22 protein-coding genes are annotated in these 25,959 nt (G+C 71.6%); 8 read left to right on the top strand and 14 right to left on the bottom strand.

Features of this window, described 5'->3' with window-relative positions:
* Positions 1–15 precede the first annotated feature (15 nt).
* The 3 genes from QSK21_RS28640 to QSK21_RS28630 all read right to left on the bottom strand — a co-directional run bounded on the left by QSK21_RS28640 (position 16) and on the right by QSK21_RS28630 (position 3,083).
* Positions 16–918, bottom strand: a complete 903-nt coding sequence (locus QSK21_RS28640) for an ATP-binding cassette domain-containing protein (protein WP_285700438.1) — start codon at positions 916–918, stop codon at positions 16–18.
* Between the two features lie 151 nt (positions 919–1,069).
* Positions 1,070–1,624, bottom strand: coding sequence for a hypothetical protein (locus QSK21_RS28635; RefSeq protein WP_285700437.1), 555 nt, complete (start codon positions 1,622–1,624; stop codon positions 1,070–1,072).
* A gap of 298 nt (positions 1,625–1,922) precedes the next feature.
* On the bottom strand, positions 1,923–3,083 hold the full coding sequence (locus QSK21_RS28630) for a D-alanyl-D-alanine carboxypeptidase family protein (RefSeq protein WP_285700435.1): 1,161 nt from the start codon (positions 3,081–3,083) through the stop codon (positions 1,923–1,925).
* Between the two features lie 1,623 nt (positions 3,084–4,706).
* Between QSK21_RS28630 and QSK21_RS28625 the strand changes: the two genes are divergently transcribed.
* A complete protein-coding gene (locus QSK21_RS28625; protein ID WP_285700434.1) occupies positions 4,707–5,126 on the top strand; it encodes a CBS domain-containing protein in 420 nt (139 codons plus the stop codon).
* An 83-nt stretch (positions 5,127–5,209) separates the two neighbouring features.
* Here the strand turns inward: QSK21_RS28625 and QSK21_RS28620 are convergent, their stop codons facing one another.
* Complete coding sequence (locus QSK21_RS28620; RefSeq protein ID WP_285700431.1) at positions 5,210–6,373, bottom strand: aminotransferase class V-fold PLP-dependent enzyme; 1,164 nt, start codon at positions 6,371–6,373, stop codon at positions 5,210–5,212.
* Between the two features lie 166 nt (positions 6,374–6,539).
* On the opposite strand from QSK21_RS28620, the gene QSK21_RS28615 reads away from it, so the two are divergent.
* Positions 6,540–8,426 carry an ABC transporter ATP-binding protein gene (locus tag QSK21_RS28615; RefSeq protein ID WP_285700429.1) on the top strand — a complete coding sequence of 629 codons (1,887 nt, stop codon included), beginning with the start codon at positions 6,540–6,542 and terminating at the stop codon, positions 8,424–8,426.
* Positions 8,427–8,842: 416 nt separating this feature from the next.
* On the opposite strand, the gene QSK21_RS28610 is transcribed toward QSK21_RS28615, so the two are convergent.
* The 3 genes from QSK21_RS28610 to QSK21_RS28600 form a co-directional block, all read right to left on the bottom strand.
* Entirely contained in the window at positions 8,843–9,682 is an 840-nt protein-coding gene (locus QSK21_RS28610) for a class I SAM-dependent methyltransferase (RefSeq protein ID WP_285700428.1), read from the bottom strand.
* Positions 9,683–9,783: 101 nt separating this feature from the next.
* On the bottom strand, positions 9,784–9,951 hold the full coding sequence (locus QSK21_RS28605; RefSeq protein ID WP_285700426.1) for a hypothetical protein: 168 nt from the start codon (positions 9,949–9,951) through the stop codon (positions 9,784–9,786).
* The gene (locus tag QSK21_RS28600; protein ID WP_285700425.1) at positions 9,951–10,367 is read right to left on the bottom strand and encodes a YchJ family protein; all 417 of its coding nucleotides are present in this window, start codon (positions 10,365–10,367) and stop codon (positions 9,951–9,953) included. Before QSK21_RS28600 ends, QSK21_RS28605 begins: the two co-directional genes overlap by 1 nt.
* Positions 10,368–10,622: 255 nt before the next feature.
* Here QSK21_RS28600 and metG point away from each other — a divergent pair, with 255 nt between their 5' ends.
* Positions 10,623–12,122, top strand: a complete 1,500-nt coding sequence (metG, locus tag QSK21_RS28595; RefSeq protein ID WP_285700424.1) for a methionine--tRNA ligase — start codon at positions 10,623–10,625, stop codon at positions 12,120–12,122.
* On the opposite strand, the gene QSK21_RS28590 is transcribed toward metG, so the two are convergent.
* Genes QSK21_RS28590 through QSK21_RS28565 form a run of 6 tightly spaced genes read right to left on the bottom strand, consistent with a single transcriptional unit; the run spans position 12,119 to position 19,443 of the window.
* Positions 12,119–13,123 carry an amidohydrolase family protein gene (locus QSK21_RS28590; protein WP_285700423.1) on the bottom strand — a complete coding sequence of 335 codons (1,005 nt, stop codon included), beginning with the start codon at positions 13,121–13,123 and terminating at the stop codon, positions 12,119–12,121. The two genes, metG and QSK21_RS28590, sit on opposite strands and share 4 nt — an antisense overlap.
* Entirely contained in the window at positions 13,120–13,530 is a 411-nt protein-coding gene (locus QSK21_RS28585; protein WP_285700422.1) for a metal-sulfur cluster assembly factor, read from the bottom strand. Before QSK21_RS28585 ends, QSK21_RS28590 begins: the two co-directional genes overlap by 4 nt.
* A 47-nt stretch (positions 13,531–13,577) precedes the next feature.
* Complete coding sequence (locus QSK21_RS28580) at positions 13,578–14,627, bottom strand: phosphotransferase family protein (protein WP_285700421.1); 1,050 nt, start codon at positions 14,625–14,627, stop codon at positions 13,578–13,580.
* Positions 14,628–14,676: 49 nt separating this feature from the next.
* Positions 14,677–15,462 (bottom strand): ABC transporter ATP-binding protein, encoded by a 786-nt coding sequence (locus tag QSK21_RS28575; protein ID WP_285700419.1) that lies wholly within the window; start codon positions 15,460–15,462, stop codon positions 14,677–14,679.
* On the bottom strand, positions 15,459–18,146 hold the full coding sequence (locus QSK21_RS28570; RefSeq protein WP_285700418.1) for an ABC transporter permease subunit: 2,688 nt from the start codon (positions 18,144–18,146) through the stop codon (positions 15,459–15,461). Before QSK21_RS28570 ends, QSK21_RS28575 begins: the two co-directional genes overlap by 4 nt.
* 4 nt (positions 18,147–18,150) lie before the next feature.
* Complete coding sequence (locus QSK21_RS28565; protein WP_285700416.1) at positions 18,151–19,443, bottom strand: ABC transporter substrate-binding protein; 1,293 nt, start codon at positions 19,441–19,443, stop codon at positions 18,151–18,153.
* Positions 19,444–19,550: 107 nt separating this feature from the next.
* On the opposite strand from QSK21_RS28565, the gene QSK21_RS28560 reads away from it, so the two are divergent.
* The 5 genes from QSK21_RS28560 to QSK21_RS28540 all read left to right on the top strand — a co-directional run bounded on the left by QSK21_RS28560 (position 19,551) and on the right by QSK21_RS28540 (position 25,195).
* On the top strand, positions 19,551–20,141 hold the full coding sequence (locus QSK21_RS28560; RefSeq protein WP_285700415.1) for a TetR/AcrR family transcriptional regulator: 591 nt from the start codon (positions 19,551–19,553) through the stop codon (positions 20,139–20,141).
* Between the two features lie 170 nt (positions 20,142–20,311).
* Positions 20,312–21,070, top strand: coding sequence for an enoyl-CoA hydratase/isomerase family protein (locus QSK21_RS28555; protein WP_285700413.1), 759 nt, complete (start codon positions 20,312–20,314; stop codon positions 21,068–21,070).
* Positions 21,071–21,074: 4 nt separating this feature from the next.
* Complete coding sequence (locus tag QSK21_RS28550; RefSeq protein WP_285700411.1) at positions 21,075–23,144, top strand: acetate--CoA ligase family protein; 2,070 nt, start codon at positions 21,075–21,077, stop codon at positions 23,142–23,144.
* The gene (locus QSK21_RS28545) at positions 23,141–24,292 is read left to right on the top strand and encodes an acyl-CoA dehydrogenase family protein (RefSeq protein ID WP_285700410.1); all 1,152 of its coding nucleotides are present in this window, start codon (positions 23,141–23,143) and stop codon (positions 24,290–24,292) included. Before QSK21_RS28550 ends, QSK21_RS28545 begins: the two co-directional genes overlap by 4 nt.
* A 9-nt stretch (positions 24,293–24,301) precedes the next feature.
* Positions 24,302–25,195, top strand: coding sequence for an MBL fold metallo-hydrolase (locus QSK21_RS28540; protein ID WP_285700409.1), 894 nt, complete (start codon positions 24,302–24,304; stop codon positions 25,193–25,195).
* On the opposite strand, the gene QSK21_RS28535 is transcribed toward QSK21_RS28540, so the two are convergent.
* The gene (locus QSK21_RS28535; protein ID WP_285700408.1) at positions 25,192–25,959 is read right to left on the bottom strand and encodes a fumarylacetoacetate hydrolase family protein; all 768 of its coding nucleotides are present in this window, start codon (positions 25,957–25,959) and stop codon (positions 25,192–25,194) included. The genes QSK21_RS28540 and QSK21_RS28535 overlap by 4 nt on opposite strands.

Here is a 25,959-nt window from a genome sequence, read left to right as displayed (position 1 = left end):
GTCCTGGACGGCGGGTCAGGTCTGGGCCGGACGGGGCGTTCCGGAGATCGGGGAGTCCACGGGTGCCGGTCCTGATTCCGGCGCCGGTTCGGGGGTGGCGCCGCCGGCGACGCGGCGCCGGCCGTGCTGGACGGCGAAAGCCTGACGCAGCTCGCACACCACGTCCTCGGCGGGCCGGGTGATGATGCCCGCGACACGTCCCGCGGCCAGGAACATGACCCGGTCGGCGAGCGCCGCGGCGTCGGGGCGATCGGTCACGGCGACGACGGTGGTGCCGAGCTCGCCCGTGCAGCGCCGCAGCACCTCGAACGTGGCGGCGGTCATGGCCTCACCGGACTCGTTCTCGTCCACGAGGAGCACGCTCGGATCCGGCAGGAGCGCGGCACCGCACATGGTGAGGTGACGCAGGCCGTCCGGCAGGTCTTCCACGGGGGTGTTCAGGTGCTCCCGCAGGCCCATCACCTCGGCCACGTGCTCGATCTGTTCGGTGCGGGACCCCACCGGAAGGCCCGCCAGGGCGCCCGCCCACTCCAGGTTCTCCATCACCGTGCGGTCGAGGAAGGGTTGCGAGTGGGAGAGCGTGAACCCGACCTCGTCCCGGCAGATCTGCCGTACCTGCTGCGGCATCCACGGCCGGGCGCCGCCGCGTCCCACATAGACCCGTCCCACGCTCGGGGGCTCGTGACCGGCCAGGCAGGCCAGGAGCGTGCTCTTGCCGGAGCCGGAGGGTCCCATCAGAGCGCACAGCTCGCCCGCCCGGAAGGCCACGTTCACGTTGTCGAGGGCCGGGTCGCCGCCGGGGTCGTAGGTCTTGGTGAGGCCGGTGGTGTACGCGGCCACCAGGCGATTGTCGGCGCGCTGCCGGAAGGTCCGTTTGCGCGTCCTGACCGGGTGGGTGATGCGTGGCATCGTCGTCATGCAGTCCCCCGAGTGCATGGCTGGCTACGTGCGGATTCAGAGCTATGGCCAGCTTGCACGAATCTTCTGTTTCGTCGTGTAACCGCCGCGGAGATCTATGACAAAGACGACCTGCGGAAACACCCGCCGCGCGGGCCGGCCCGGGCGGGTCTCAGGGCCGCGCGCCGGGCGTCGGCTGGGCGCACCTGTCCGCCGGGCGGTGGCCCTGGACACCGGCGGGGACGAGCACGGCGATCGCGCCGATCAGGAGGGCCAGCGCGGCGCTCGGCCGGCTCGGCTCCAGCCCGATCCAGGACGCGTCGACATAGGTTGCGTGCGAGGAACCGGCGGCGGCGAAACCGAGCGCGAAGCCGAACACCCCGGTCGCCAGCCCGCCCAGCGCGGCGAACTGCGACGTCCGCCAGCGTCGCTGATCACGACGGGACCGCAGGCCGCGGCAGCCCGCCCATACCAGCAGGAGCCCGGCCAGCGACGCGCCGGTGACGGCCAGCGGCCTGAACAGGATCTGCGCCGCCTCGCTCACGGCCTGTGACCCCGAGGAACCGGGGGACTCCGTGGGGGGCGTGCCCGTGCCCTGCCCGTTCGCCGTCGTCACCACATCGGGCGGAGGTTCCAGCAGCCAGCCCACGCCCTTGACCGCCGCGGCCACGTAGAAGAGTCCCGCGGCCAGGACGAGCATGCTCACCAGCGTCCGTGTCGCGGTCATGAGGGGCGGGAGGCGGCGGAGCGAATCCCGGGGTTTCCTCGACGCCATCGGGCCGCGGACGCCCGTCACCTGGCGCGGGTCACTCACAGTCCGTCCCCCCGAAACGCTCGTCGGCCGGCGCGTTCCCACGTCGGCTCCCCGTTCCCGCGTGCGGCCGATGACCTGCGGAACCATCGTCCGGCGCGGTCAGAGGCTGCAATGCCCGGAGGCGGCCCGGAGTAGGCTCGGACTAACCGAAAAAGAATCTCAAAGATCCACTCGGGCGGGCACATCGCCGCGGTGGATAAAGGCCCGGGCGTCAGCCGAGGCGGGTGAGGCGCTTGTAGAGAGAAGGTTCCTTCAATTCCCGTCCGAGGACGAGCGGGAAGCTGGATGTGCCGGCCTTTACCGTCCCGATGCGCGTCCCTTGCGCGCCCGTGTGCGGCGCATTGCCCTCGATTCCGATCCGTACGGTCAGGCCCGGCCAGCCGACGAGGGTAATGGCAGAACCCGCGTTTACCGGAGTACGACCGCCCAGTCCGTCGAGGACCTGTCCCACTTGGGCGCCGCTGGGCGCGAGCGTGACCGTGGTCAGGTGATTCCGGGCCACGGCCAGTAGGGAGCGGGTGGCCTCGAGCGCGCCCATCGCGCTGGTCGACCGCTGCCCCATCACCGCGCCCAGCAACATCACGTTCGACCCGCCGACGCGGGCGCGCGCCGCGAAGACGAAATTGCCGCCCGCCGCGTCGGTGAAGCCGGTCTTGCCGCCCATCACCCCGTACTGGCCGAGCAGCACGTTGCCGCCGATCCGGGGCGCGCCGCCGTCGTCCGGGACGTACGTGCGCTTGGCCACGATCTCCCGGAAGGCCGGGATCTTCATGGCGGCGCGCATCAGCTTCACCTGGTCGGCCGCCGTGCTCACGGTGCCCGCGTGGTAGCCGCTCGGATCGGTGTAGGTGGTGCGGGTCATGCCCAGTTCCCGCGCGGTCTCGTTCATCTTCCGGACGAACGCCTGCGGGTCGCCCGCGTCCCAGCGGGCCAGCTCATGTGCCACGTCGTTCGCCGAAATGATCATCAGCGCTTCGAGCGCCTTACGCTCGGTCAGCCGCATTCCCGCCTTGACATCGAGAATCGACTCGCCGCGCTGCTTGCGCGCGGGAATCTGCGCGGCCGCCTGCGGGGACACGGTGTAGGTGGGTCCGGACCGGCCCGGCGCCAAGGGGTGGCTGCGAAGGAAGACATAGGCCGTCATCACCTTCGCCACACTCGCGGTCGGCGTGGGCGCCGAACCGCCGGACGACGCCATCCTGCCGACGCCTTCCACGTACAAGGCAGACTGTCCCTGCACGGGCATCGGAAGTGCGGGCGGTGTCCCCGGAAAAGTGTGGCTGGTTTTCGCCAGCGTGAGCCGCATCGTCGGCTCGGGAAGCGGCCGGACGAGCTGCCCCACCGCCGTTCCCGCGACAAGGACCAGCACCATGATGACGGCGTAGAGCGCGACCCGGCCCTTCTTCTTACGCCGTTTCTCCTCGCCGGTCGCGGCTTGGTAGGCCGCTTGGAATTCCTGTTCCCTGCCTTCCCCGCCGTATTCGTCGTGGGCGGGCGGCCCGTAATACGGCGGGGCGGCACCGGAATTCTGAGGCTGTTGAGGCCGGGGGTATTGGGACTGGGCGGGCGCCGTGCCATATTCGGGCGGCGCCGCGTACCCCTGTGGCGGCTGCGGGTTGACCCGCGACGGATTGACCCGCGGAGGCGCGGGAGCCTGCGGCTGCGCCTGGCCCCAGGACTGCGGTTGCGGCTGAGGCCGGGGCTGGACTTCAGGCCGGGGCTGGGCATGCGCCTGCCGCTGCGCTGGAGGTTGCTGCGGTGGGGCTTGCCGCTGAGGTGGTGGTTGAGGTGCTGGTTGCTGCGGAGGTGCTGGTTGCTGTTGGGGTGTCGGCTGCTGCTGAGGTCGCCGCTGCGGCAACGGTTGTGACTGAGGCCGAGGCTGCGGCTGTATCGGGGGCTCGACCCTGGTCGGAGGAGCCGCCGCGGGCGGAGGCATGGGCGCGGGCGGAGGCGAGGGTGGCTGGACGGGTCCTCGGTAGGCATGGCGAGGCTTGTAAGCCTCTGGCTCCCGTTCAGCCGGAGGTGAGGAGGGTGACGGAGCCGGGGGCGGAGCCGGAGCCTGGGGCGCGGGCTTGGGTGCCTCTTCGCCGTCGTCCCGTTCGGCTGCACCGTCGTCCGGTTCCTCGTCGGACGGGGACGGTTCGGGCCTCAACGCGGCCACGTCGATCTCCGGCACCGTGACGGCCGGGGTCTGTGGAGCGATCTTCGGATCGATCTCCGGGACGGTCGGCGCCGACGATGGCGCGGACGGCTGAGAAGAGGGCGGCGCAGAAGAGGGCGGCGCAGAAGAGGGCGGCGCAGAAGAGGGCGGCGGGGGAGGCGTGGACGGAGGCGCGGGGATCGTCCACTGCCCGGTGTTGTTCAGGGTCACCTTGACGGACGCCGGAACTTCGGAGTCCTCGGAGCCCTCCGAACCTTCCGAACCCTCCGAACCCCCGGAGTCCTCGGAGCCTTCGGAGTCCTCGGAGCCTTCGGAGTCCTGGGAGCTGTCAGAGTCACCAGAGTCGTCCGAGCCGTCGGACGTCATCGGCTCCGTGGCCGGAGCCTCGGGCTCGACGACCTCTTCCGTGGCGTCTTCGGCTGCCTCTTCGTCTTCGGCGACCTCGTCAGAAGCGCCGTCGACGACCTCGGAGGCTTCCTCCGTGGTGGTCGCGGTCCCCGCGGTCTCATCCTGGTCGTCGATGTGTCCCGGGGGCTCCACTGGATCCTGCGTGGGCGCCGAATCCGTCACGGCGCGACCTCCTGGGCTCGTGTGAACGGGCGGGTGGGAGCGGTCTCGCCGGCAACTCCCCGTATACCTCCGAAGGATGCGTAGTTTAACGGGAAAGTTCGCACGAGCAGGTTCGGGCCCCTAAGGCGGCACTACCCGGCATGGCCGTAACCGAACGCCGTCCCACCACACCGCCCTTCTTCCATGAGTGAGCCTGGATCTGCCGGGTAGGGCGTGGGTGTCCCTGGGGCTGACGTGAACTCGACCCGGAAGGAGAAGAGGCCGATGGCCACGAAGGTGCGTGACATCATGACCGGGTCGCCGACCGCGGTGTCCCCTGACCTCGACATCGTCACCGTCGCGCGGGCGATGCGCGACGAGGACATCGGTGCCGTGCTGGTGGCCGACTCCGAGCGGCTCCACGGGCTGGTGACGGACCGCGACCTGGTGGTGCGCGGGCTCGCGGCGGGCGGCGACCCCACCCAGATCAAGGTCTCCTCCATGGTCAGCGACGCGCCGGAGACGGTCCGCCCGGACGACTCGCTCGACACCGCCGTGAAGCGCATGCGGGAGCGTGCGGTGCGGCGGCTGCCGGTCGTGGACGACGGGCAGGCCGTGGGGATCATCTCCCTGGGCGACCTCGCCATGGAGCGGGACGCCGATTCCGCGCTGGCCCAGATCAGCGCCGCCAGGCCCAACACCTGAGACACTGTCCGGCCAGGGTCGGACCAGGGGCCGGATCAGGGGCCGGATCGGGGGCCGGACCAGGGGCCGGATCAGGGGCCGGATCAAGGGACGGGGACGGCCGCCACCAGGCGGTCGATCTCCTCCTCGGTGTTGTAGTAGTGGGCCGACGCCCGGATGGCGGCGGGCGCGGCCTTGGAGTCGTAGTGCTGGGTGGCGCCATCGGTGACGCTGACGTTGATGCCCTGCTCGCGCCAGGACAGCTTCAGGTCCCGCGCGTCGTGCCCTTCCACGGTGAACGTCACGATGCCCGACCGCCGTTCACCTCTGTCCAGGACGGTGACGCCCGGACGTTCCGCGAGGGCGTCCCGTAGCCGGGTGGCCAGGCCGGTCACCCGCTCCTCGATCGCGGGCAGGCCCAGCTCGGCCGCGATCTCGGCGGCCACACCCAGACCGATCTGCCCGGCGACGTAGCGTTCCCAGTTCTCGAAGCGGCGCGCGTCGTCCCGTATCTCGTACGTGTCCGGCGCGGTCCAGGACGCCGAATGCAGGTCGAGGAACGGCGGTTCCAGAGTGCGCAGGATGGACCGCCGGACATACAGGAATCCCGTTCCGCGCGGGCCGCGCAGGAACTTGCGGCCGGTCGCGGACAGCATGTCGCAGCCGATCTCGCCGACCTCCACCTGGATCTGGCCGATCGACTGGCAGGCGTCCAGGAGGTACAGGACGTTCGCGTCCCGGCACAGCCGCCCGACCTCCTCCGCCGGGTTGACCAGGCCGTTGTGCGTCGGCACGTGGTTGAGGGAGACCAGCCGGACACCGCCCTTGTCCAGCTCGGCCTGGAGCGCGTCCAAGGAGATCTGCCCGTGCTCGTCGTCGGGAACGACATCGACCTTGACCCCGCGCCGCCGCGCCATCTGCATGTACGGGATCGCGTTGCTGGGGTACTCGCTGGTGGTGGTGAGGATGCGGTCTCCGGGTGCGAACGGGATCGAGTAGAAGGCCATGTCCCAGGCGCGGGTGGCGTTCTCCACGTAGGCGATCTCGTCCCGGTCCGCGCCGATCAGGCCGGCCACGGCGTCGTAGAAGCGTTCCCGCGCGGGTTCGGCCTGGTCGGACGCCTCGTACCCGCCGATCGTCGCCTCCAGGTCCAGATGCTCGGCGACCGCGTCGATGACCTGCCTCGGCGGAAGCGCCGCCCCCGCGTTGTTGAGGTGGACGACCTGTGCGCAGCCGGGTGTCTCCGCGCGCAGCCTGCCGATGTCCACGTCCGCTCCTCCCGCCGGGCGCCGGGTTGTCTGTCGTACCCGGATGGGACTCTAGCCGGGACCGTGGAGAGGTTGACCTCGACCAAACTTGAGGTCGCATGCTCCTGGTGAGCGGCCGCCGTGCCGGGCGGCGGCGCCCACGATCCCGGAAGGCGGTCCGAGCAGCATGGACATGGAGGTCACGGCGTGGATGTCGCTGCACCACGCCATGAACGCCAAGGACGACCGCAGGCCCTTCTCCAAGGCCACGCTGAAGCGCATCGCGCGGTTCGCGCGCCCGCACGCCCGCCTGCTGGCCCTCTTCCTGGTGTCGAGTGTGGTGCTGGCGGTGCTCGCGGTGGCGACGCCCGTCCTGGCGGGGCGCGTGGTGAGCGCCATCGTCGACGGGTCCGACACCGGCACGGTGGTGTGGCTGGCCGTGCTCATCGCCGGGCTGGCGCTGGCCGAGGGAGGGCTGGGGCTGGTCAACCGGTGGCTGTCGGCCGGCATCGGCGAGGGGCTGATCCTCGACCTGCGCACCGCCGTGTTCGACCATGTCCAGCGGATGCCGGTCGCCTTCTTCACCCGCACCCGCACCGGCGCGCTGGTCAGCAGGCTCAACAACGACGTGATCGGGGCGCAGCGCGCGTTCAGCGACACCCTGTCCGGGGTGGTCAGCAACCTTGTGACGGTGCTGCTCACGTTCGCCGTCATGGTGCGGATCTCCTGGCAGATCACCCTGCTGGCGCTGGTCCTGCTGCCCGTCTTCGTGCTGCCGGCCCGCCGTATGGGCTCGCGCCTGGCCCGGCTGGAACGTGAGGCCGCCCGCCACGACGCCGCGATGAGCACCCAGATGACCGAGCGGTTCTCCGCGCCGGGCGCGACGCTGATCAAGCTGTTCGGCCGTCCCGACCGGGAGTCCGCCGAGTTCGCCGCGCGGGCCCGCCGCGTCCGCGACATCGGCGTGCGCACCGCGATGGTGCAGCATGTCTTCATCACCGCGCTGACCATGGTGTCCGCGCTGGCCCTGGCGTTGGTCTACGGCCTGGGCGGCTTCTTCTCGCTGCGCGGCCAGCTCGACGCCGGCGCCGTGGTCGCGCTCGCCCTCCTCCTGACCCGGCTGTACGCGCCGTTGACCGCGCTGGCCAGCGCCCGCGTCGAGGTGATGAGCGCGCTGGTCAGCTTCGAGCGGGTGTTCGAGGTGCTCGACCTCAAGCCCCTGGTGGCCGAGCCCGCCAAGCCCGTCCCGATCCCCGACGGGCCGGTGTCGGTGGAGTTCGACAGGGTCCGGTTCTCCTACCCGTCCGCCGACAAGGTGTCGCTGGCCTCGCTCGAAGAGGTCGCCACCCTCGACACGCGGGGCGGCGTCGAGGTCCTGCACGACATCTCGTTCCGTGCCGAGCCCGGCGAGATGGTCGCGCTGGTCGGCTCGTCCGGCGCGGGCAAGTCCACCATCGCGCAACTACTGCCCCGCCTCTACGACGCCGACTCGGGAACGGTGCGCCTGGCGGGCGTCGACGTCCGCGACCTGAGCTTCGCCTCGATCCGCGCGACCCTGGGCATGGTCACCCAGGACGGCCACCTGTTCCACGAGTCGATCCGCGACAACCTGCTGCTGGCCCGCCCCGAGGCCACCGACGACGAGCTGTGGGACGTTCTGCGGCGCGCCCGCCTCAAGGACCTCATCGAGGCGCTCCCCGACGGCCTCGACACCGTCGTCGGCGAGCGCGGCTACCGCCTGTCCGGCGGCGAGCGCCAGCGCCTCACCATCGCCCGGCTGCTCCTGGCGCGCCCCCGCGTGGTGATCCTGGACGAGGCGACCGCGCACCTCGACTCCACGTCCGAGGCCGCCGTGCAGGAGGCGCTGACCGAGGCGCTGGACGGCCGCACCGCCGTGGTGATCGCCCACCGGCTCTCCACCATCCGCGCCGCCGACCACATTCTGGTCGTGGAGGACGGCCGCATCGTCGAACGCGGCACCCACGACGCCCTCCTCACGGCCGGTGGCCGCTACACCGAGCTGTACCGCACGCAGTTCGACCAGCAGCCGTCCGAACTGGAACCCATCCGCTGACAGTCCGTGTAACGGCGAACGTGCATGCCGCGACCAGACTCGCATCTTGTTCTGTCCGCGTTTGTAGGGGTAATCCGCGCAGGACCCCAGCGGACGGCGAGGTGAAGAACGGAAGACCTTCCGGACGGAACCGGCTCTCGGCGCCACCGCCTACCTGGCCGGACGGTCGCTGCGCGCGCGGCGCTGCGGCGGCTGAATCAGGTCCGCAGGCTCGTCGATCACTACGAGGCGAAACTCGAACACGCGCTGCGGTCATTGGCGGGCAAAGCCGAACGGGGCGGGCCGCTCACCAAGGCCGGCCTCGCGGGTGTCCGCGCCCTCAGCGAAGGCCGGTCACCCGTCCGGGCACTGCTGAGCGTGAGTTGACTACTGGTCGTTAAAGCAATCTCGGGCTGGTTGGGGTGATTGGAATTGGTTCAGGTTCGGGGCTTGATTTTCGCTTTTGTCAGGTGGAAGAAGTTGAAGGGGCGGAGGGCGTCGGAGCGGGTCCATAGGTGGGGTGGGACGGTGGCTTGCATGGGAACGTGTTCTGTGACTACGAAGCCGTGGGTTTCGAGGAGGGTTGATACCTCATCTGGGTGGAGGAAGGTGAGGTACGGCTCGTGTCTGTCGGAGACGACCTGGGTGGCGAAGTCGGCGTAGGTCTTGCCGATGGTGTCGCGGAGGTCGGGTGGGAGGGCGTATTCCATGATGAATTCGGTGCCGGGGCCCAGGCGGGATATGGCGGCGATGGTGGATTCTATGGCCTCGAGTGTGAGGTACATGCTGACGCCCAGCCAGCTGACCAGCGTGGGGAGGGGGGTGGTGGGGATTTCGGGAAGGGGTTCTGATTCGAAGTCGGTGGGGAGGAAGGTGAGGTGATCGGGGATGGGGATGTCGGCGGAGGCCAGGAGGGTGCGTTTCCATTCCTGGGTGGCGGGGTGGTCTATCTCGATGACCTGGATATCGCGGTCCGGGGCGGTGCGGTAGGCGAACGTGTCGAGGCCGGCGCCGAGGATGATGTAGCGGGACGGGCGGTTCCTGGGGAGGTGGCTCTCGGTGTAGTGGCTGCGGGTCGTGGTCAGGGCCCGGGTTCCGGAGAGGATGACGTGGTCGCCGTGGGTGCGGTGGTAGGCGATCGTCTCGGCGGCGAGGTCGCCGAGGAGTTTCGCGGCGAGGGTGTCGCGGAAAAGGTGGGGTTCGTGGTCCACCACGAGGTGGGCGGCGCGGGCGGCCGCGGCGGACAGGGCCGTCTGGCTGGGCTGTCCTGTTTGCATCGCCGGTTCCCTTCGTTGAATGCCGGGAACGGCGATGTTAGCCATGAAATGACAGGCTTTACAGCCAGCATATCAGATGAAAATCAATTTCGGATAACAGTTCATCTGGGGGTGAGGGTGGTCGCGTTGATGCGTTCGCCGGTTTCCAGGGAAAGGGTGGCGAGGTGGGCCACGCCGAGGCGGCACAGGGTTCCGGCGATGCGGTGGAGGGCCTCGTCGCGGTCGAGGTCATGCGGGAGCGGTCCCTCCAGGCCCGATTCGATGAACATCAGGTCGGCTCCTCCGGTGACGGGACGGCGGATGAGCCCCTGAGGTACACCCAGGCGCCGTTGTGCCTGATGAAGCGGCTGGTCTCGTGGAGTTCCGATCGACGGCCGCGCTGGAGGTAATGGGCGCGGAACTCGACCGTTCCCCGGGTGTGGAAGGGGCTGCCTTCCTTGGTGTGGACGATGTCCAGTCGCTGCCAGCTCAGGCCCGGTTCGAAAGTGATGCGGGACGGGCGGGTGGCGGGGTGCCAGGTGGCCAGCAGGTACGCGGCGTCCCGGACGGCGAAGGCGCTGTAGCGGGAGCGCATCAGCACTTCGGCGGTCTTGGCGCGGGACTCGCCGCGGTGCAGGCGTCCGCAGCAGTCCTGGTAGGTGGCGGGAAGGCCGCACGGGCACGGCCGGGACGAGCGTTTGGGCATGGCACCAGTCTGGAGGACGCGCGCCGGCGATCATCACGCGGTGGTCGCCGGCGCGCGTCCGGCCTGCCCGTCCAATTGAGATGTGGCAGAGCCGAGCGGCGGTTAGCATGGGGGGCATGAACTCGTTCGCGTGCACGATGATGGCCCCTTCGCGGGGCCGCTGACGCTGCACGGACGTTTCCGATCCGAGGCCCTGCACCGGGGCCTCGATTCATTTCCGCGGTCGAAGGCCCCAGGGGCGTACTGGAGGTTTCCATGACCGCGCCGCACATCTACATCACCACCACGATCCCTTATGTGAACGCGCGTCCCCATCTGGGGTTCGCGCTGGAGCTCGTGCAGGCGGACGTGCTCGCCCGGCACCATCGGCGGATCGGCGACCGCGTCAGGTTCCAGACCGGCACCGATGAGAACGCGCTGAAGAACGTGCTGGCGGCGGAGGCCGCGGGCGTCGGCGTCCAGGAATTCGTGGACACCAACGCCGCCGCGTTCCTCGGCCTGGCGGGGCCGCTGTCGCTGTCGGTGGACGACGTCATCCGTACCAGCCGCGACCCGCGCCACCGGGCCGGGGCCGAGCGGTTCTGGCGGGCCTGCGCCGACGCGGGAGATCTGTACCGCAAGCAGTACGAGGGGCTGTATTGCGTCCAATGCGAGCAGTTCTATGCGGATGCCGAGCTCGCCGGCGGCCGCTGTCCCGAGCATGACACCGTGCCGCAGCGGATCTCGGAGGAGAACTGGTTCTTCCGCCTGTCGCGTTATACCGACCGGCTGTACGAGCTCGTGGAGTCGGAAGCGTTGCGCATCGAACCCGCGGGCCGGCGCAACGAGGTGCTGTCCTTCATCGCGGGCGGGCTGGAGGACTTCTCGGTGTCCCGCTCGTCCGAACGGGCGCGCGGCTGGGGCCTTCCCGTTCCCGGCGACCCCACCCAGGTCATCTATGTGTGGTGGGAGGCGCTGACCAACTACGTGAACGCCCTCGGATACGGCACCGGCGGCGACGATTACGAGCGCTGGTGGACGGGCGCCGACCGGCGCGTCCACCTGCTCGGCAAGGGGGTTCTCCGGTTCCACGCCGTCTACTGGCCGGCGATGCTGCTGTCGGCCGGTGAGCCGCTGCCGACCGACCTCCTGGTGCACGACTACCTCACGGTGGGAGGCCGGAAGCTGAGCAAGTCCGGTGGCGTGACGCTCGACCCGGCCGGGCTCGTCGAGCGGTACGGCACGGACGCGGTCCGCTGGTGGCTGCTGCGTGAGGTGCCCCGGGTGGGGGACGCCGACTTCACGCCGGAACGACTCGTCGACCGTGCCGACGACGAGCTGGCCAACGGCGTCGGGAACCTCGTCCATCGCGTCGTCACGCTGATCCACCGTTACCGCGACGGCGTGGTGCCCGAGGCCGAGGCGGCGACCGCGGAAGGGCTGGACGAGGCGATCCGGCGGGCGCCCGGCCTGGTCGCCGATGCGGTGGAGGACGTGGACTTCCGGCGGGCGACCGGCGCGGTGCGGGACGTGGTCGACGAGGCCAACCGCTTCATCGAAAGCGTCCGCCCCTGGGAGATTGCCAAGACGGGGCCGCGGGACCACCTGGACGCCGTGCTGGTCGCGCTCATCGGGGCGTGCCGGGCGGTCGGCGGGCTGCTGGAGCCCTTCCTCCCGGACGCGGCCGGCCGCGTCGCCCGCCAGTGCTCGGCCGTGGACGGACGGCTGCCCGCGCCCGCCCCGCCGTTCCGCCGCCTCGGCGCCACGAAGGGTTAGCGGCGGCGGCCCAGGCGGGCCTTGGTCTCCTCCACGTCCATGCCGTGCAGGCGCAGCAGGTTCTCGCCGAGGATCTTCCGCTTGGCCTGGTCGGTCAGCTGCGGGTAGCCGTAGCCGTCGCACAGGTCCTGCGGGATCTGGAAGTCCATGAACGCCCTCAGCGCCCACTGCGGGTGGAAGATCGGCGCCTCCGAGCCGTACACGATCTTGTCCTCGCCGCACCAGAACAGCAGCTTGCCCAGGATCTCGGCGAACATCCGCGGGGCGCGCACCACGAAGTTGATGGTCGCGGCGAGCGAGGCGTACAGGTTCGGGTAGCGGATGAGCTGCCAGCAGGTCTCGTCGAGGAACGGCAGGCCGACATGGAAGATGACGAAGTTCAGGTCGGGGAAGTTGGCCGCGGCCCCGTCCATGTCCCAGGTCTGGGTGTGCTCGATGGGCTGCGGGCCGAGCGGCACGCCCTTGTGGACGCCGATGAGGTTCACGCCGAGTTGCTGGGCCTTCTCGAAGATCGGGAACGCCACCTGCGGGTCGTCCATCCGCCACGGGTAGGGCGACCCGTAGTCGTAGCGGACGTTGTAGAACTTGAACGCGCGCGCGCCGAACTCGCCGACCTGCCGTTCCATGAGGTCGAGCGCGCGGCGGCCTTCGAGCGGGTTGACCGAGCCCCAGAAGATGGTGCGGTCCGGGTCGCGGGCGGCGAGGTCCGCGCACCGCTCCCAGGGGGACAGCCCGTCGTGGTAGAGGTCGGTGAGCGGCAGCGGCATGGCCACGAGCATGTCCGTGTCGGACTCCTCGTAGACCATCTGGTGGATGTCGGGCACCGTCCACTCGCGCAGGAACTCCTCCGGCGGCAGCTTGGGCTTGTCGTCGGGGGTGAGCGCGTTGTGGAAGGCGTAGAGGTGGTTGGAGAACATCTCCCCGGGCGTGCCGAACGCGTTCTTCTTCTCGAAGTTGAACACGTGGGCGACACCGTCGAACACGAACGCGTCGTCGATCATGGCGGGGGCTCCTTCCGGGCCTGGACGGTGCGGGGCCGGTGCGCGTCGAGGTAGGCGTCCCGGTCGCCGATCTCGGCGGGGGCCGGGAGGAAGCGCAGGGCGGACGCGGCCTTGGGCGAGAGGCGGTCGGTGGTCCACGCCTCGTCCCAGACCACCTCGACCTCGGCGTCGGTCACGCCCGGCTGTGCCGCCACCCGGTCACGTATCTCGGTCAGCAGCGCGCTCGCGAACGGGCACCACCCGGTGGTGAGCAGCAGCTCGATCCGGGCCCGTCCCCCGTCGAGGCGGGCGGAGCGCACCAGCCCCATGTCCAGGACGGAAATCCCTTTTTCACGGCAGCATGGGTCATAGACGTCACCAAGGGCGTTCGCCGCCCACAGCGGCACATCTGAGGGCACATCGGCCATGCCGCCATCATGAACCGCGTTCGGTCCCCGAGAAAGACATCGAGATTTCAACCATCTGAAATGACGCCGCCCAGCGCGTCCCGTGCCGCCTCGGCCAGGCGGACGCCCACTGCGGCACGGGCCTCGGCCTCCTCGCGGTAACCGTCGTCGGCCATGTGACCGGCCAGATAGCGGGCGCGGACACCGGCGCTGATGCACGCCAACCGCCACCGCGCGAACGCCACCCAGTACGGGACGTCCGACACGTCACGTCCGGACAGCCGCGCGTAGCGGGCGACGACCTGCTCACGCGTCCCGAACCCGGGCACGGTGGTGGGACCCGGCGGGGACGGGTCGTCGCCATCGTCCGGCTCCTGCCAGGACGCCACCAGGTAGCCGAGGTCGGCCAGCGGATCGCCCGAGGTCGCCAGTTCCCAGTCGAACACCGCGCGTACCGTGCCGTCCGGGCCGAACGCCAGGTTCCCGGGCCGGTAGTCGCCGTGCACGATGCCGCCGGCCTGCGCGGGGACGCGGGCCGCCAGCAGGTCGTGCACCTCGTCCAGCAACGGCAGCTCGGCGGCGCCCGACTGCCGTGCCTGGTGCCGCCAGCGCCGCAGTTGCCGTTCGGCGTACCCGGTGCGGCGCACCAGATCGCCGAGCCCGGCCTTGTACGGGTCGACGTCGTGCAGCGCGACCAGCACCTCGACGAGGTTCCTCGCGGCCCGCCCGCGCGCCGGGGGCTCCAGCCGCAGCGCGGACGCGGGGTCGGCGAGGACGAGCCCGTCCACGAAGCCCGTCACGTAGAACGGGGCGCCCGTGACCGAGGTGTCCTCGCAGTACGCCAGCGGGGGCGCCACCGGAACGCCCGTCCCGGCGAGCGCCGAGACGAACCGCCACTCGCGGCCCATGTCGTGCGCGGTCTCCAGCACCCCGCCCAGCGGGGGCCGGCGCAGCGCGTACTCCGCGCCCGCCGCGTCGGTGACGCGATAGGTCAGGTTGGACCGGCCACCGGAGACCAGCGCGAAGGAGACCGGCCCGGTGAGCCCGTCCACATGGGACGCCAGCCAGCGTCCGACGCGTTCGGTGTCGATGCCCGGGGGTTCGGGGGAGGCGGCCATGCCAGCGACCGTACTGCGCCACACGACCCCCGAGAAGCGGGCGCGTCGATCATCCGGGCACGGGAGGACCCTGCGCCGCGGGCCGTCCCAGATAGGCGGCGCGGACCCGTTGATCCGCGGCGATCTCCGCGGGGGTGCCGGCGGCCAGGGTCCTGCCCATGTCGAGGACGGTGACGCGGTCGCACAGGCGCATCACGAACGAGACGTCGTGCTCGACGAGCAGCACGCTCGTGGCCGAGCCCGCCAGCCCCTCGATCGTGCGGACCACGACGTCGGTGCTCGCCTGGTCCATGCCCGAGCACGGCTCGTCCAGCAGGAGCAGGCGGGACTCGACGGTCAGCGCGCGGGCGATCTCCAGGGACCGCGCGGGGCCGATCGGCAGCGAGCCCGCGTACCGGTCCCGGACGTCCTCCAGACCGCACCGGCGCAGCACCTCTTCGGCGCGTTCCCGGCGTTCCCTCTCCCTGCGCCGCGAGCGGGGAAGGGCCAGCAGGTCGGCGGCCAGGCCGGTGTCCCGGCATTCCTGCGGGACGAGCAGGTTCTCCATCACGGTGAGCGGCGCGAAGACCTGCGGGACCTGGAACGTGCGCCGCAGCCCTCTGCGGGCGCGCCGCAGGGCGGCCTCGCCGGTCACGTCCGTGCCGCCGATCAGCACCCGTCCGGAGGCGGGACGGCGCAGCCCGCAGACCACGTCGAACAGGACGCTCTTGCCCGCCCCGTTGGGCCCGATCAGCCCGTGGACCTCCCCCTCCGCGACCTGGAGGGAGACTCCGCGCAGCGCGTGCACGCCGCCGAACCGCACATGGACGTCCTCCACGGTGAGGGCAGGGGTCATCGCCCGGCCTCCTTCGCCCCGGCCAGGCCGAGATAGGCGTCCGCGAGACGGCCGGGGTCGGCCTCGGCGGACGGGCCCGACCAGATGATCGTCCCGCCGCGCAGGACGGCGACGGTGTCGGCGACCCGCAGCGCCTCCCCGGGCTTCTCGGCGGTGAGCAGGATGGCCGTCCCCCGCTTCTTGAGCTCGCGGAACAACTCCAGGATCTCCTCCACGATCAGCGGGGCCAGCCCGAGCGACGGCTCGTCGGCGACCAGGACCCGGGGCGGGCGGACGAGCAGCGGCGCGAGCGCGAGGATCTGCTGCTCGCCGCCCGACAGCACCCCGGCGGGCTGGGCGCGGCGCTGCGCCAGCCGGGCGAAGCGGTCGTAGACGCGGTCGCGGTCGGCCGCGTCCGGCAGCCGGACCCGCAGGTTCTCGTCGGTGGTCAGCCCCGGGAACACGCCACGGCCCTCGGGTACGAGCAGCAGGCCCGCGCGGGTGCGGCGGGGGACGCTCCAGCCGGTGACGTCCCGGCCGTCCAGGTACGTGCGCCCGCCGGAGGACGGCAGCGTGCCGGCCAGGCAGCGGCAGAGTGTGGACTTGCCGGCTCCGTTGGGTCCCAGCAGGGTGATGCAGCGGCCCTCCTCCACGCGCAGGTCGATGCCGTGCAGGACCTGGCCTGAGCCGTATCCGGCCACCAGGCCCCGCACGTCCAGCAGGGCGAGGCCGTCAGGGGAGGGCGTTGCGGGAGGGTCCGCGGCCCGAACGGGAGACCGTGGCCCGCGCCGTGGCCCACGCCGCAGCCGTGACCGCAGGCCGGCCATCATGTGCATCGCCCCGTCCGGATTGCGGGCCAGGCCGATGCCGCCGAGGCCGAAGAGCAGGGCGGCCAGGTGCGGCGACTCGCTCACGTACTCGCCGAGCACGGCGGGGAAGACGGCGAAGAACAGGCCCGCCAGGACCGCGGCCCCCGGGCTGCGCACGCCCATGACCACGACGATCGCGAACCAGGTGAACCCGGCGACGGCGGTGAAGTCGGTGGCGATGACCTGCTGGTTGTACATCGCCAGCAGCACGCCGCCCAGCCCGGCGACGGCGGCGCCCAGGGCGAACAGCGACAGCTTGACACGGACGAGCGAGACACCGGTCATCACGGCGGCGGCCGGGGCCGACCTGACCGCCAGCGCGGCGCGCCCGGTCCGCGACCGCGGCAGGTTGCGGACCATCCACACCAGCGCGCAGACCAGGGCGAGCAGGCACAGCGCGAAGACACGGTCGTCGGCCAGGTCGACCGGGCCGAGCGCGGGACGCGGGATCGTCCAGCCCGCGGGCAGATTGCCGACCGCCTCGATCTGGAAGATCAGGTAGTCCCCGATCAGCGCGAGCGCCAGCGTCGCCAGCGCGAGGATCAGCCCGCCGAGCCGCAGCGCGGGCAGCGCGACCAGCAGTCCCGTCGCCGTGGCCACCACGACCGCGGCGAGCAGCGCGAGCGCCAGGGGCCAGCCGTGGTGCAGGAGAAGGCCCGCCGTGCAGCCGGCCACCGACACGAACGCCGCCGTCGCCAGGTTGGCCATGCCGCCGATGCCGGTGACGATCGTGAACGACATGAAGACGATCGCCATGGCCAGGCCCTGGACGATCAGGCCGGCGGCGTAGTCGCCGGCGGCGAGGGTGATGTAGGCGGCCAGCAGGGCGGCGGCCACGCCCCACGGCAGGGCGCGGCGCCGGCCCGCCAGGTGCGCCAGCGGGTCGGGCGGCGGCGCGTCCTCGGCACGGGTCCCCGCGACCCGTCCCGCCGGCTTGATGACGAACAGCAGCGCGAACAGCAGGAAGAACGGGACGGCCGTGCGGAACCCCAGCACGTCCCGGGCGAAGGTCGCGTACCCGGCGACGAGGTTCTGCACGACGCCGAGGGCGAGCCCGCAGCCGAACGCCAGCGGGATCGAGCGCAGCCCGCCCAGGATCGCCGCGGTCGCCGACACCATCGTGATCATGATGAAGTCGCGGGCGCTGAGCCCGAGGACCGGCGCCGCCGCCATGCCCGCGACCGCCGCGATGGTGCCGCTCAGCATCCAGGCGGTGGTGGTGGTCCGGTCGGTGTCGACGCCGCGCAGGGACGCCAGCTCGCGGCGGTCCACGGTGGCGCGCATCGACAGGCCCAGCCTGGTGCCGTGCAGGACGAGCCACAGCGCCATCGCGGTCACCGCGGCCAGGGCCAGGATCACGACCTGGTTGGAGTCGATGACGACGCCCTCCATCGGCGTCCAGTGCCGGGTGGGGGACGGGCCGAGCCCGGGCGCGCGGGCCACGTCGTGCCCGGACTCCAGGTCGAGCCCCAGGTCGACCACCAGCCGTTCGACGCCCCACAGGCCCAGCGCGGGCAGGGCGATCAGCAGGCTGATGGTGCCCACGACCCGCCCGGTCTCGTCGGCCTCGGCCAGACGGTGGAACATCAGCCGGGCCAGCGCCCAGCCCAGCAGGACGCCGACCACGGCGACCACGGTCACCGCCGACAGCCACACCGGCCAGTGCAGGCTGGCCACGAGCTGGAACAGGACGAAGGCGCCGAGGAACGCGACCGCGCCGTGGCCGAAGTTGAAGACCCCTGAGGCGGAGTAGGCCAGCACCAGCCCCGACGCGAGCAGCGCGTACAGGGCGCCGGACACCAGCCCGCTGAGGATGTAGCCGATCAGCTCGGGCATCGGGTCAGTTCCCCGCCGGGGTCACCGGGACGTTCGGGTGGCAGGTCAGCTCGCTGGCGACGCGGTACGCGCCGTCCTTGATCTGGACGAGCGCGCTGCATCCGGTCGGGGCCAGGCGCATCGCCCTGCCGTTCAGCGCGCCGACGCCGGGACTGCTGCCGGTGAGCCGGTCGGCGGCGGCCGAGAACGTCTCGGGGGTGAGCTCGGGCCCGGTCTGCCGCAGGATGCGCAGGAAGAGGTCGGCGGACCAGTAGCCCTGCCCCACGGAGGTGTCGAGTTCGGCGCCCGGCGAGGACTTGGCCACGTCGTCCCTGAGCTGTCTGGCCGCCGCGGAGTCCGACTCGAACGGGACGAACGGCACGTTGACGTAGACGCCGTCCAGGGCGCGCACCAGCTCGGGGTTCTTGAGCAGCTTGGCCTGGTAGTCGGTGGCGTTGGTGAAGGCGCCCGTGAATCCGGCGGCCTTCAGCGCGCCGTACAGGCCCGCGTTGTTCGGGGTCTGCGTGGCGGAGAACACCACGTCGACGGGCTTGCCGCCGTTCGCGGTCATCAGCCGCCGCACCCAGGGCGTCCAGTCCGACGGGACGGACGTGGCCGGAAGCGGCGCCTCGGCGTACACGACGCGGAACCCGGCGGCGGTCGCCGCCTGCCGGATCGGGGCGACGCCCGCCTTGCCGCCGACGCTGTCGTGCGCGATCACCGCGGCCGTCTTCCCCTCCGCGCCGCCGATGACCTTGGCGATCATCCGCTCCCAGGCGGTCTGGGTCATGCCGTTGGGCGGCGCGGTGTAGCAGCCGCCCATGCCCATGCCCCAGGCGTTGCCGCAGAACGGCGGGCTCACCGCGTGCCCGATGAACGGGACCTTGTTCTGCACGAGGTACGCGGCGCCGCTGAAGGTCGTGGAGTAGGCCGGCACGATGGCGAACACCCTGTCCTGGGTGGTCAGCTTGCGGGCGCCCGCCAGGTTGCGTCCCGGGTCGTTGCCGTCGTCCTCGGCGCCGCCGTAGTCGATCAGCCGGCAGTGCACGCCGCCCTCGCGGTTGGCGCGGTCGAACCGGGCCTTGGCGCCGATGTCGTTGCCGGCGAAGCTGACCCCGGCGGGGCTGGTCTTCAGGAGCAGACCGCGGACCTTCACGCTGGTCTTGGTGACGCCCCGCGCGCCCTCGCTGTTGCGCGAGGGGTCGCAGTCCAGCTTGGCCGACGGGCCCGTGGACGCGCGGTTGCCCGCGTCACTGCAAGCCGTGAGGCTTGCCAGGGGCAGCGTCAGGCAGGTGGCGAGGACGGCCGCTCTCTTCATGATGGGGTCTCCGTTGTTCGCAGCACGGGGTGGGTGGGGGCACGGTGCTTCACCAATGCCATTGGTATGTTGGCCACGCCTAGTCGGAGCGAGTGTCGAGGAGTTCCATGGCCGGGACGGGAAAGCCACGAGCCGATCGCGCGGCGGTGCTGGAGGCCGCCTGCCGCGTCACCGACCGCGACGGGATGGACGGGCTCACCCTGGCGTCGGTGGCGGCCGAGCTCGGCCTGCACTCCTCGTCCCTCTACAACCACGTGGACGGCCTGGAGGGGCTGCGCAAGAGCGTCACGATCGCCGCGCTGGCCGAGCTCAGCGAGCGGCTGCGGGACGCGGTGCTGGGACGCGGCGGCGCCGCGGGGATGCGGGCGATCGCCGACGCCTACCGCGCCTACGCCGCCGAGCGCCCGGAGCGGTTCCGCGCCGCCACGAGCTGGCACCTGTGGTGCGGCTGGGAGGAGGTCCAGGACGCCGCGGACGGAGGGCTGCGGGCCATTCACGCCGTCATCTCCTCCTTCGGTCTTGAGGGGATCGCGCTGCGGCACGCCGCCCGCGCGTACACCTCCGCGCTGATCGGGTTCATCCAGGCCGCGGACCACGCCTTCACGGCTCCGCCGAGCGCCGAGGGGACGTTCGACTACCTGGTGAGCCTGTTCTCCGATGCGTTCGCGGCGGGCCGCTGGCCGATGTCCAACGGCTAGCCGGATCTTTACCATGGCCATTGGTTGATTTCCCAGGACCGTACCCCAGCCTGCTCGACCGAGCAAGAGCTTGTTTTTTCTGCGCGACCGTCCTACCGTCCTGGTCAACGCGTTGTACGCCGCGAAACTCGAGCCCTCGCAGCGACTGAAGCGATGTTGGGAGATCACCAGTGTCCTTGGCCGTCACCTACGCCCGCGAGGACGGCGTCGCCGTCGTCACGCTCAACCGCCCGCACGCGCGCAACGCCCTCAACCGGGCCGTTCTGGACGGGTTGTGGGAGGCGCTGCACAGGTTCGACGCGGACGACGACGCGCAGGTCATGGTCCTCACCGGCGCGGGCGACGCCTTCTGCGCCGGCGCCGACCTGCGGGAGCTGCGCACGCTCGGCGGCCGGGAGGAGATGCCCGACTACCCCGTGCTCGGGACCAACGTCCACGTCGCCAAGCCGGTCATCGCCGCGGTCAACGGCGTCGCCTACGGGGGCGGCTTCGTCCTGGCGCAGATGTGCGACCTGTGCGTGGCCGCCGACCGCGCCCGCTTCGCCGTCGCCGAGGCCCGCTGGGGACGCACGATGGTCGGCAACGCCCCGCTGCTGCCGATGATCCCGCCACGCGTCGCGATGGAGCTGTTCCTCACCGCCGAGCCCATCGACGCGGCGCGGGCACACCAGATCGGCCTGGTCAACCGGGTCTTCCCGGCCGAGGGACTGCGGGAGGGCGCGCTCGCGATGGCGCGGGTGATCGCGGGCAACGCGCCGCTGAGCGTCCGCGCGGCCAAGGCCATGGTCGCGGCGGCCGTCAACGGCCCGGCCAAGGAGCTGCGGGCCGTCGCCGAGGAGGTGTTCGCGCCCGTCTTCGCCAGCGAGGACGCACGGGAGGGACCGCGCGCGTTCGCCGAAGGGCGTCCGCCGCGATGGACGGGACGGTGACGCCGTGACCGGACGCGACGCCAACATGCGTCTCCTGCTCCGGCCTTCGTCGGTCGCGATCGTGGGCTGCTCGCCCGTCGCGTCCGGCAAGCTCAGCTCCTGGCCGCTGCGCGGGCTGCTGCGGCACCGGTCGCCGGTCGACATCTACCCCGTGAACCCGCGGTACGAGGAGATCGACGGGCTGCGGGCCTACCCCTCGCTGCGCGAGCTCCCCGTGACGCCCGATCTCGCGCTGGTCGTCGTCCCGGCCGGGGCGGTGATGGACGTCCTGGAGGCGGCGGAGGAACGCGGCGTCCCGGCGGCGGTCGTGTACGGGGCGGGACCCGCGGGGGAGCCGCCGCCGACGCTGGACGACCGGGTCCGCGCGTTCGCCGCGCGCTCGTCCATGGCGGTCTGTGGGCCCAACACCAACGGGATCGTCAACGTCACCGACGGGATCGTCTGCGGCCTCGCCCCGTACGCTCAGCTCGGCGACCGCCTCCCGGCCGGCGACATCGCCCTGGTCTCGCAGAGCGGCGCGCTGATCAGCTCGCTGGTGCTGCGGCTGACCGCGGCGGGACTCGGGCTGACCTGCTCGATCGCGGTCGGTAACGCCGTCGTCCTCGGCGTCGGCGACTACCTGCGGCTGCTCGCGGCCGACGAGCGCACCAAGGTGATCGTCGTCTATGCCGAGGGCGTCGCCGACCGGGCCGGGTTCCTCGCCGGGGCGGACGCCGCGATCGCCGCCGGAAAGCCGGTGATCGTGTTCAAGGCCGGGCGTTCGGCGGAGGGCGGCGCCGCGGCGGCCGGGCACACCGGGGTGCTCGCCGGGCCCTACGACGCCTTCGCCGCGGTGTGCGAGCGCCACGGCATCGTCCTCGCCGACTCGGTGGAGGAGATCGCGGCGCTCGCCGCGCTGCTGCGGCAACGGTCGCGCCGCGGCGGCGGACGGGTCGGGATCGTGTCCGGGTCGGGCGGCGTCGGGGTGATCCTGGCGGACGAGGCGAGACGGGCCGGTGTCGAGGTGCCGCCGCTCGCGGGGGCGACCGCCGGCCGGCTGTCGGGCCTGCTCGCGCGCAGCACCCCGCGCAACCCGCTCGACCTGACCGACCAGGTCGTCGGGGACGTGGAGCTCACCAGGCGGGTGCTGGCGGCCGTCGCGGACGACCCCGGCGTGGACCATCTGGTGTTCGGCGTCCTGCACGGCCCGCAGGCGATCCAGGACCGGATGAAGCGGGACCTGGAGGCCGTGGCCGCGTCCGGCGCCGACGTCATCGCGTACACGGCGACCGGCACGACCGCCGACCGGGAGCCCATCTTGGCGGGCGCCGGGATCCCGGTCATCGACAACGCCCCGGCGCTGTTCTCGGCCCTGGCCAAGGTGACCGCCCCGGAGCCCCGTCCGGCGCGGCCGGTGCCTCATGACCCGGCCGCCGCCGAGGAGGCCCGCGCGCTCTGGTCCGCCGTGCCGCCCGGCGGCCGGATGCCGGGGGACGCGGCGTGGCGGCTGCTGGAGCTGTACGGGATACCGGCGGCGCGCGAGCATCCCGTCACCGATGCGGCACACGCCCGCGAGGTCGCCGGCAGGCTCGGATATCCGGTCGCCCTCAAGGCCGGCGAGGTCGCGCACCGCACGGACGAGGGCCTGGTCCGCCTGGGACTCGACGGCCCGGAGGCCGTGGAGCGCGCGCATGACGAGCTGGCGCCCGCCGGGACCGTCGTGGTGCAGAAGATGACCGCCGCCGGACACGAGCTGATCGCGGCCGTGCGCCACGAACCCGAATCCGGACCGTACGTGCTGGTCGGGACGGGCGGCATCTACACCGAGGTGCTCCGGGACACCGTCCTGATCGCCCCGCCGTTCGACCGCGACCACGCCCTGGAGGCGATCGGCCGGATGCGCGGGGCCGCCCTGCTGAACGGCGTGCGCAACACCGGGAAGGCCGACGTGGGCGCGGTCGCCGACGTGCTGGTGTCCCTCGCCGGGCTCGGCGCCGCGATGACCGGCGCGCGGGCGTCCCTGGAGCTCAACCCGCTGATCGTCGGCGGCCGCGGCGCCATCGCCGTCGACGTCCTGGCCACCAAGGGGAGATGAGAGTGCAGTACACCGAGGAGCAGGAGGCGCTGCGCGCCGCGGTCCGCGACTTCGCCCGGAGGGAACTGCCGCCGGGCTTCGCGCGGGAATGCGACGAGCGCGGGCGGCCGCCCCTCGACGTCTACCGGCGCTTCGCCGACGCCGGGTTCCTCGGCATCGGGATCCCGGAGGAGTACGGCGGCGCGGGCGGCGACATCGTCGAGATCACCATCGTCCTGGAGGAACTGGCGAGGGCCATGCAGTCCTTCGCCAGCCTCGTGTACCGCAGCCCCATCCACGCCGGGCAGGGCCTGCTCACCTACGGGACCGAGGAGCAGCGCAAGCGCTATCTGCCGGGGATCGCGTCCGGCCGGCTGCTGTTCTGCTTCAGCCTGTCGGAGCCGCAGGCCGGATCGGACGCCGCCGCGATCAGGCTGCGCGCCGAACGGGACGGCGACTCCTACGTCATCAACGGCCAGAAGCAGTTCTCGACCGGCGCCCACTACAGCGACTACGTGATCCTGGCCACCCGCACGTCCGACGGGGCGCGCAGGCACGAGGGCATCAGCCTGTTCGTCGTCGATCTGAAGAGCCCGGGGATCACGATCGACCCGATCCCGACGCTGGGCGACCGCGCCAACGGCACCAACATGGTGTTCTACGACGACGTGCGGGTGCCCGCGTCCAACCTGCTGGGGGAGGAGGGCGAGGGCTGGCGGCTGCTGATGGTCAACCTGGAGCGCGAGCGGCTGAGCAGCGCGCCGATCAGCGTCGGGGCCGGCGCCGCCGTCCTGGAGCAGGCCCTGGAGCACGCGCGGACGCGCGAGCAGTTCGGCAGGCCGATCGGCGCCTTCCAGGCGCTCGCGCACCAGCTCGCCGACGTGGCCGCCGACCTCTACATCGGGCGGCTGCTCACCCACGACGTCGCGCACAGGATCGCGCGGGGGGAACGGTGCGTGTTCGAGGCGTCGGTCGCCAAGCTGTTCTGCACCGAGATGTTCAACCGCGCCGCCTACACCGGCATGCAGGTGATGGGAGGCACCGGCTACACCATGGACAGCGACATGCAACTGCACTTCCGCAACGCCCGGCTGGGCACCATCGGCGCCGGCTCGTCCGAGGTCATGCGGAACGTCATCGCCAAGGAGATCGGACTCCCCCGCGCCTGAGGAGGCACCATGACCGACCGCGGCGAAGGACCGGCCGAGCGGAGCGCCATCGGAGACGTGACGGTGATCGGCATCGTGGAGACCACGATGACCTTCCCGATGACCCAGGCGTTCGTCGGCCTGGACGGGGAGGAGGACGCGCTCGGCACCCTGCGCGAGGACCTGCCGCCGTCCCTGTTCGACGAGCAGGGGACGCCGCTGATGGTCTTCCGCAGCCATGTCCTGCGCACCCCGCACAGCCTCATCGTCGTCGACACCTGCTGGGGGAACGGCAAGGAACGCCGGCTGGACCCGTACGCGCACATGCTCGACACCGGCTACCTCACCGCGCTCGCCGGGGCGGGCGTCGACCCGGCCGACGTGGACTACGTCTTCAACACCCACCTGCACCAGGACCACGTCGGCTGGAACACGCGGTGGACGGGCGACGCGTGGGAACCGACCTTCCCCAACGCCACGTACCTGTTCGTCCGGTCCGAGTACGAGCACTGGACGACGGTGCCGTCAGGGCAGTACGGGCACGACTCGTTCGCCGACAGCGTCATGCCGGTGGTGAAGGCCGGACGACACCGTTTCGTCGACCCGGGCTTCGCCATCGACGGCACCGTGCGGATCGTCCCGCTGACCGGCCACACCCCCGGCCACTGCGGACTCCACGTCACCTCGGGCGGGCAGGAGGCGGTGTTCAGCGGCGACCTGTTCCACACCGCCTACCAGTTCCCGCGCCCGCATTGGCGGATCGTCTCCGAGCACGACCCGGCGGAGGCGCTGGCCACCAGGACCGCCTTCCTGGAACGCTTCGCCGGCACCGACGTGCGCGTGTTCCCGGCCCATTTCAACGCCCCCGGGGGCGGCAGGATCACCCGCCGGGGGGAGCTGTACGGGTTCGTCCTCTCCGGTTAGGGGGTGTCGGCCACCACCGTGTTGGTGAGCTCGCCCAGGCCCTCGACGGCGACGGTGATGGTGTCGCCGACCTGGACCGGGCGGACGCCCGGCGGGGTGCCGGTCATGAGGAGGTCGCCGGGTTCGAGACGGGTGAACTCCGAGACGTACTCGATCAGCGTGGGGATGTCGAAGAGGAAGTCGCCGGTGCGGCCGTCCTGGCGGATCTCGCCGCCGACCGTGCAGGTGACGCGGACGTCGGTGGGATCGAAGCCGGTGTCGATCCAGGGGCCGAGGGGGCAGAAGGTGTCGTACCCCTTGCCGCGCGTCCACTGCGGGTCGCTTTTCTGCAGGTCGCGCGCGGTGACGTCGTTGCCGATGGTGTAGCCGCCGACCAGGGACATCGCCGCGGACCTGGGCACGCGCCGTCCCGCGCGCCCGATCACGACGACCAGCTCGGCCTCGGGGTCCAGCCGCCGGGAGAGGGACGGGTGGACCACGTCGTCGCCCGGCCCGACGATCGAGGACGGCGGCTTGAGGAAGATCAGCGGCTCCTCGGGCACCGGGTTGCCGAACTCGGCGGCGTGGTCGGCGTAGTTGCGGCCCACACAAATGATCTTGCTCGGGGTGGCCGGGGCGAGCAGGCGCACGTCGGCGAGGTCGCCCACGACCTCGCCGGCACGCAGGTCGTGCCACGGCCGTCCCTCGGCGGCGTGGACCTTGTCGTCGTCGCCGAGCACGCCCCATCGCGCGGCGCCGTCCGAGGAGTATCTGACGATTCGCAT

It is taken from the genome of Actinomadura sp. NBRC 104412 (assembly GCF_030269515.1).
Taxonomy (GTDB): domain Bacteria; phylum Actinomycetota; class Actinomycetes; order Streptosporangiales; family Streptosporangiaceae; genus Spirillospora.
The sequence above is the reverse complement of the archived record's forward strand: the minus strand, read 5'-3'. Positions and strand labels throughout refer to the sequence as shown.

Excerpts from the sequence above, each read along its gene's own strand:
- QSK21_RS28570 (WP_285700418.1), bottom strand. The coding sequence starts at position 18,146 with ATGCCCGAGCTGATCGGCTACATCCTCAGCGGGCTGGTGTCCGGCGCC.
- QSK21_RS28580 (WP_285700421.1), bottom strand. The coding sequence starts at position 14,627 with ATGGCCGCCTCCCCCGAACCCCCGGGCATCGACACCGAACGCGTCGGA.
- QSK21_RS28605 (WP_285700426.1), bottom strand. The coding sequence starts at position 9,951 with ATGTTCATCGAATCGGGCCTGGAGGGACCGCTCCCGCATGACCTCGAC.
- QSK21_RS28615 (WP_285700429.1), top strand. The coding sequence starts at position 6,540 with ATGGACATGGAGGTCACGGCGTGGATGTCGCTGCACCACGCCATGAAC.
- QSK21_RS28590 (WP_285700423.1), bottom strand. The coding sequence starts at position 13,123 with ATGATCGACGACGCGTTCGTGTTCGACGGTGTCGCCCACGTGTTCAAC.
- QSK21_RS28630 (WP_285700435.1), bottom strand. The coding sequence starts at position 3,083 with ATGGTGCTGGTCCTTGTCGCGGGAACGGCGGTGGGGCAGCTCGTCCGG.
- QSK21_RS28625 (WP_285700434.1), top strand. The coding sequence starts at position 4,707 with ATGGCCACGAAGGTGCGTGACATCATGACCGGGTCGCCGACCGCGGTG.
- QSK21_RS28565 (WP_285700416.1), bottom strand. The coding sequence starts at position 19,443 with ATGAAGAGAGCGGCCGTCCTCGCCACCTGCCTGACGCTGCCCCTGGCA.
- QSK21_RS28560 (WP_285700415.1), top strand. The coding sequence starts at position 19,551 with ATGGCCGGGACGGGAAAGCCACGAGCCGATCGCGCGGCGGTGCTGGAG.
- QSK21_RS28540 (WP_285700409.1), top strand. The coding sequence starts at position 24,302 with ATGACCGACCGCGGCGAAGGACCGGCCGAGCGGAGCGCCATCGGAGAC.
- QSK21_RS28535 (WP_285700408.1), bottom strand. The coding sequence starts at position 25,959 with ATGCGAATCGTCAGATACTCCTCGGACGGCGCCGCGCGATGGGGCGTG.
- metG (WP_285700424.1), top strand. The coding sequence starts at position 10,623 with ATGACCGCGCCGCACATCTACATCACCACCACGATCCCTTATGTGAAC.
- QSK21_RS28585 (WP_285700422.1), bottom strand. The coding sequence starts at position 13,530 with ATGGCCGATGTGCCCTCAGATGTGCCGCTGTGGGCGGCGAACGCCCTT.
- QSK21_RS28610 (WP_285700428.1), bottom strand. The coding sequence starts at position 9,682 with ATGCAAACAGGACAGCCCAGCCAGACGGCCCTGTCCGCCGCGGCCGCC.
- QSK21_RS28600 (WP_285700425.1), bottom strand. The coding sequence starts at position 10,367 with ATGCCCAAACGCTCGTCCCGGCCGTGCCCGTGCGGCCTTCCCGCCACC.
- QSK21_RS28635 (WP_285700437.1), bottom strand. The coding sequence starts at position 1,624 with ATGACCGCGACACGGACGCTGGTGAGCATGCTCGTCCTGGCCGCGGGA.
- QSK21_RS28545 (WP_285700410.1), top strand. The coding sequence starts at position 23,141 with ATGAGAGTGCAGTACACCGAGGAGCAGGAGGCGCTGCGCGCCGCGGTC.
- QSK21_RS28575 (WP_285700419.1), bottom strand. The coding sequence starts at position 15,462 with ATGACCCCTGCCCTCACCGTGGAGGACGTCCATGTGCGGTTCGGCGGC.
- QSK21_RS28640 (WP_285700438.1), bottom strand. The coding sequence starts at position 918 with ATGACGACGATGCCACGCATCACCCACCCGGTCAGGACGCGCAAACGG.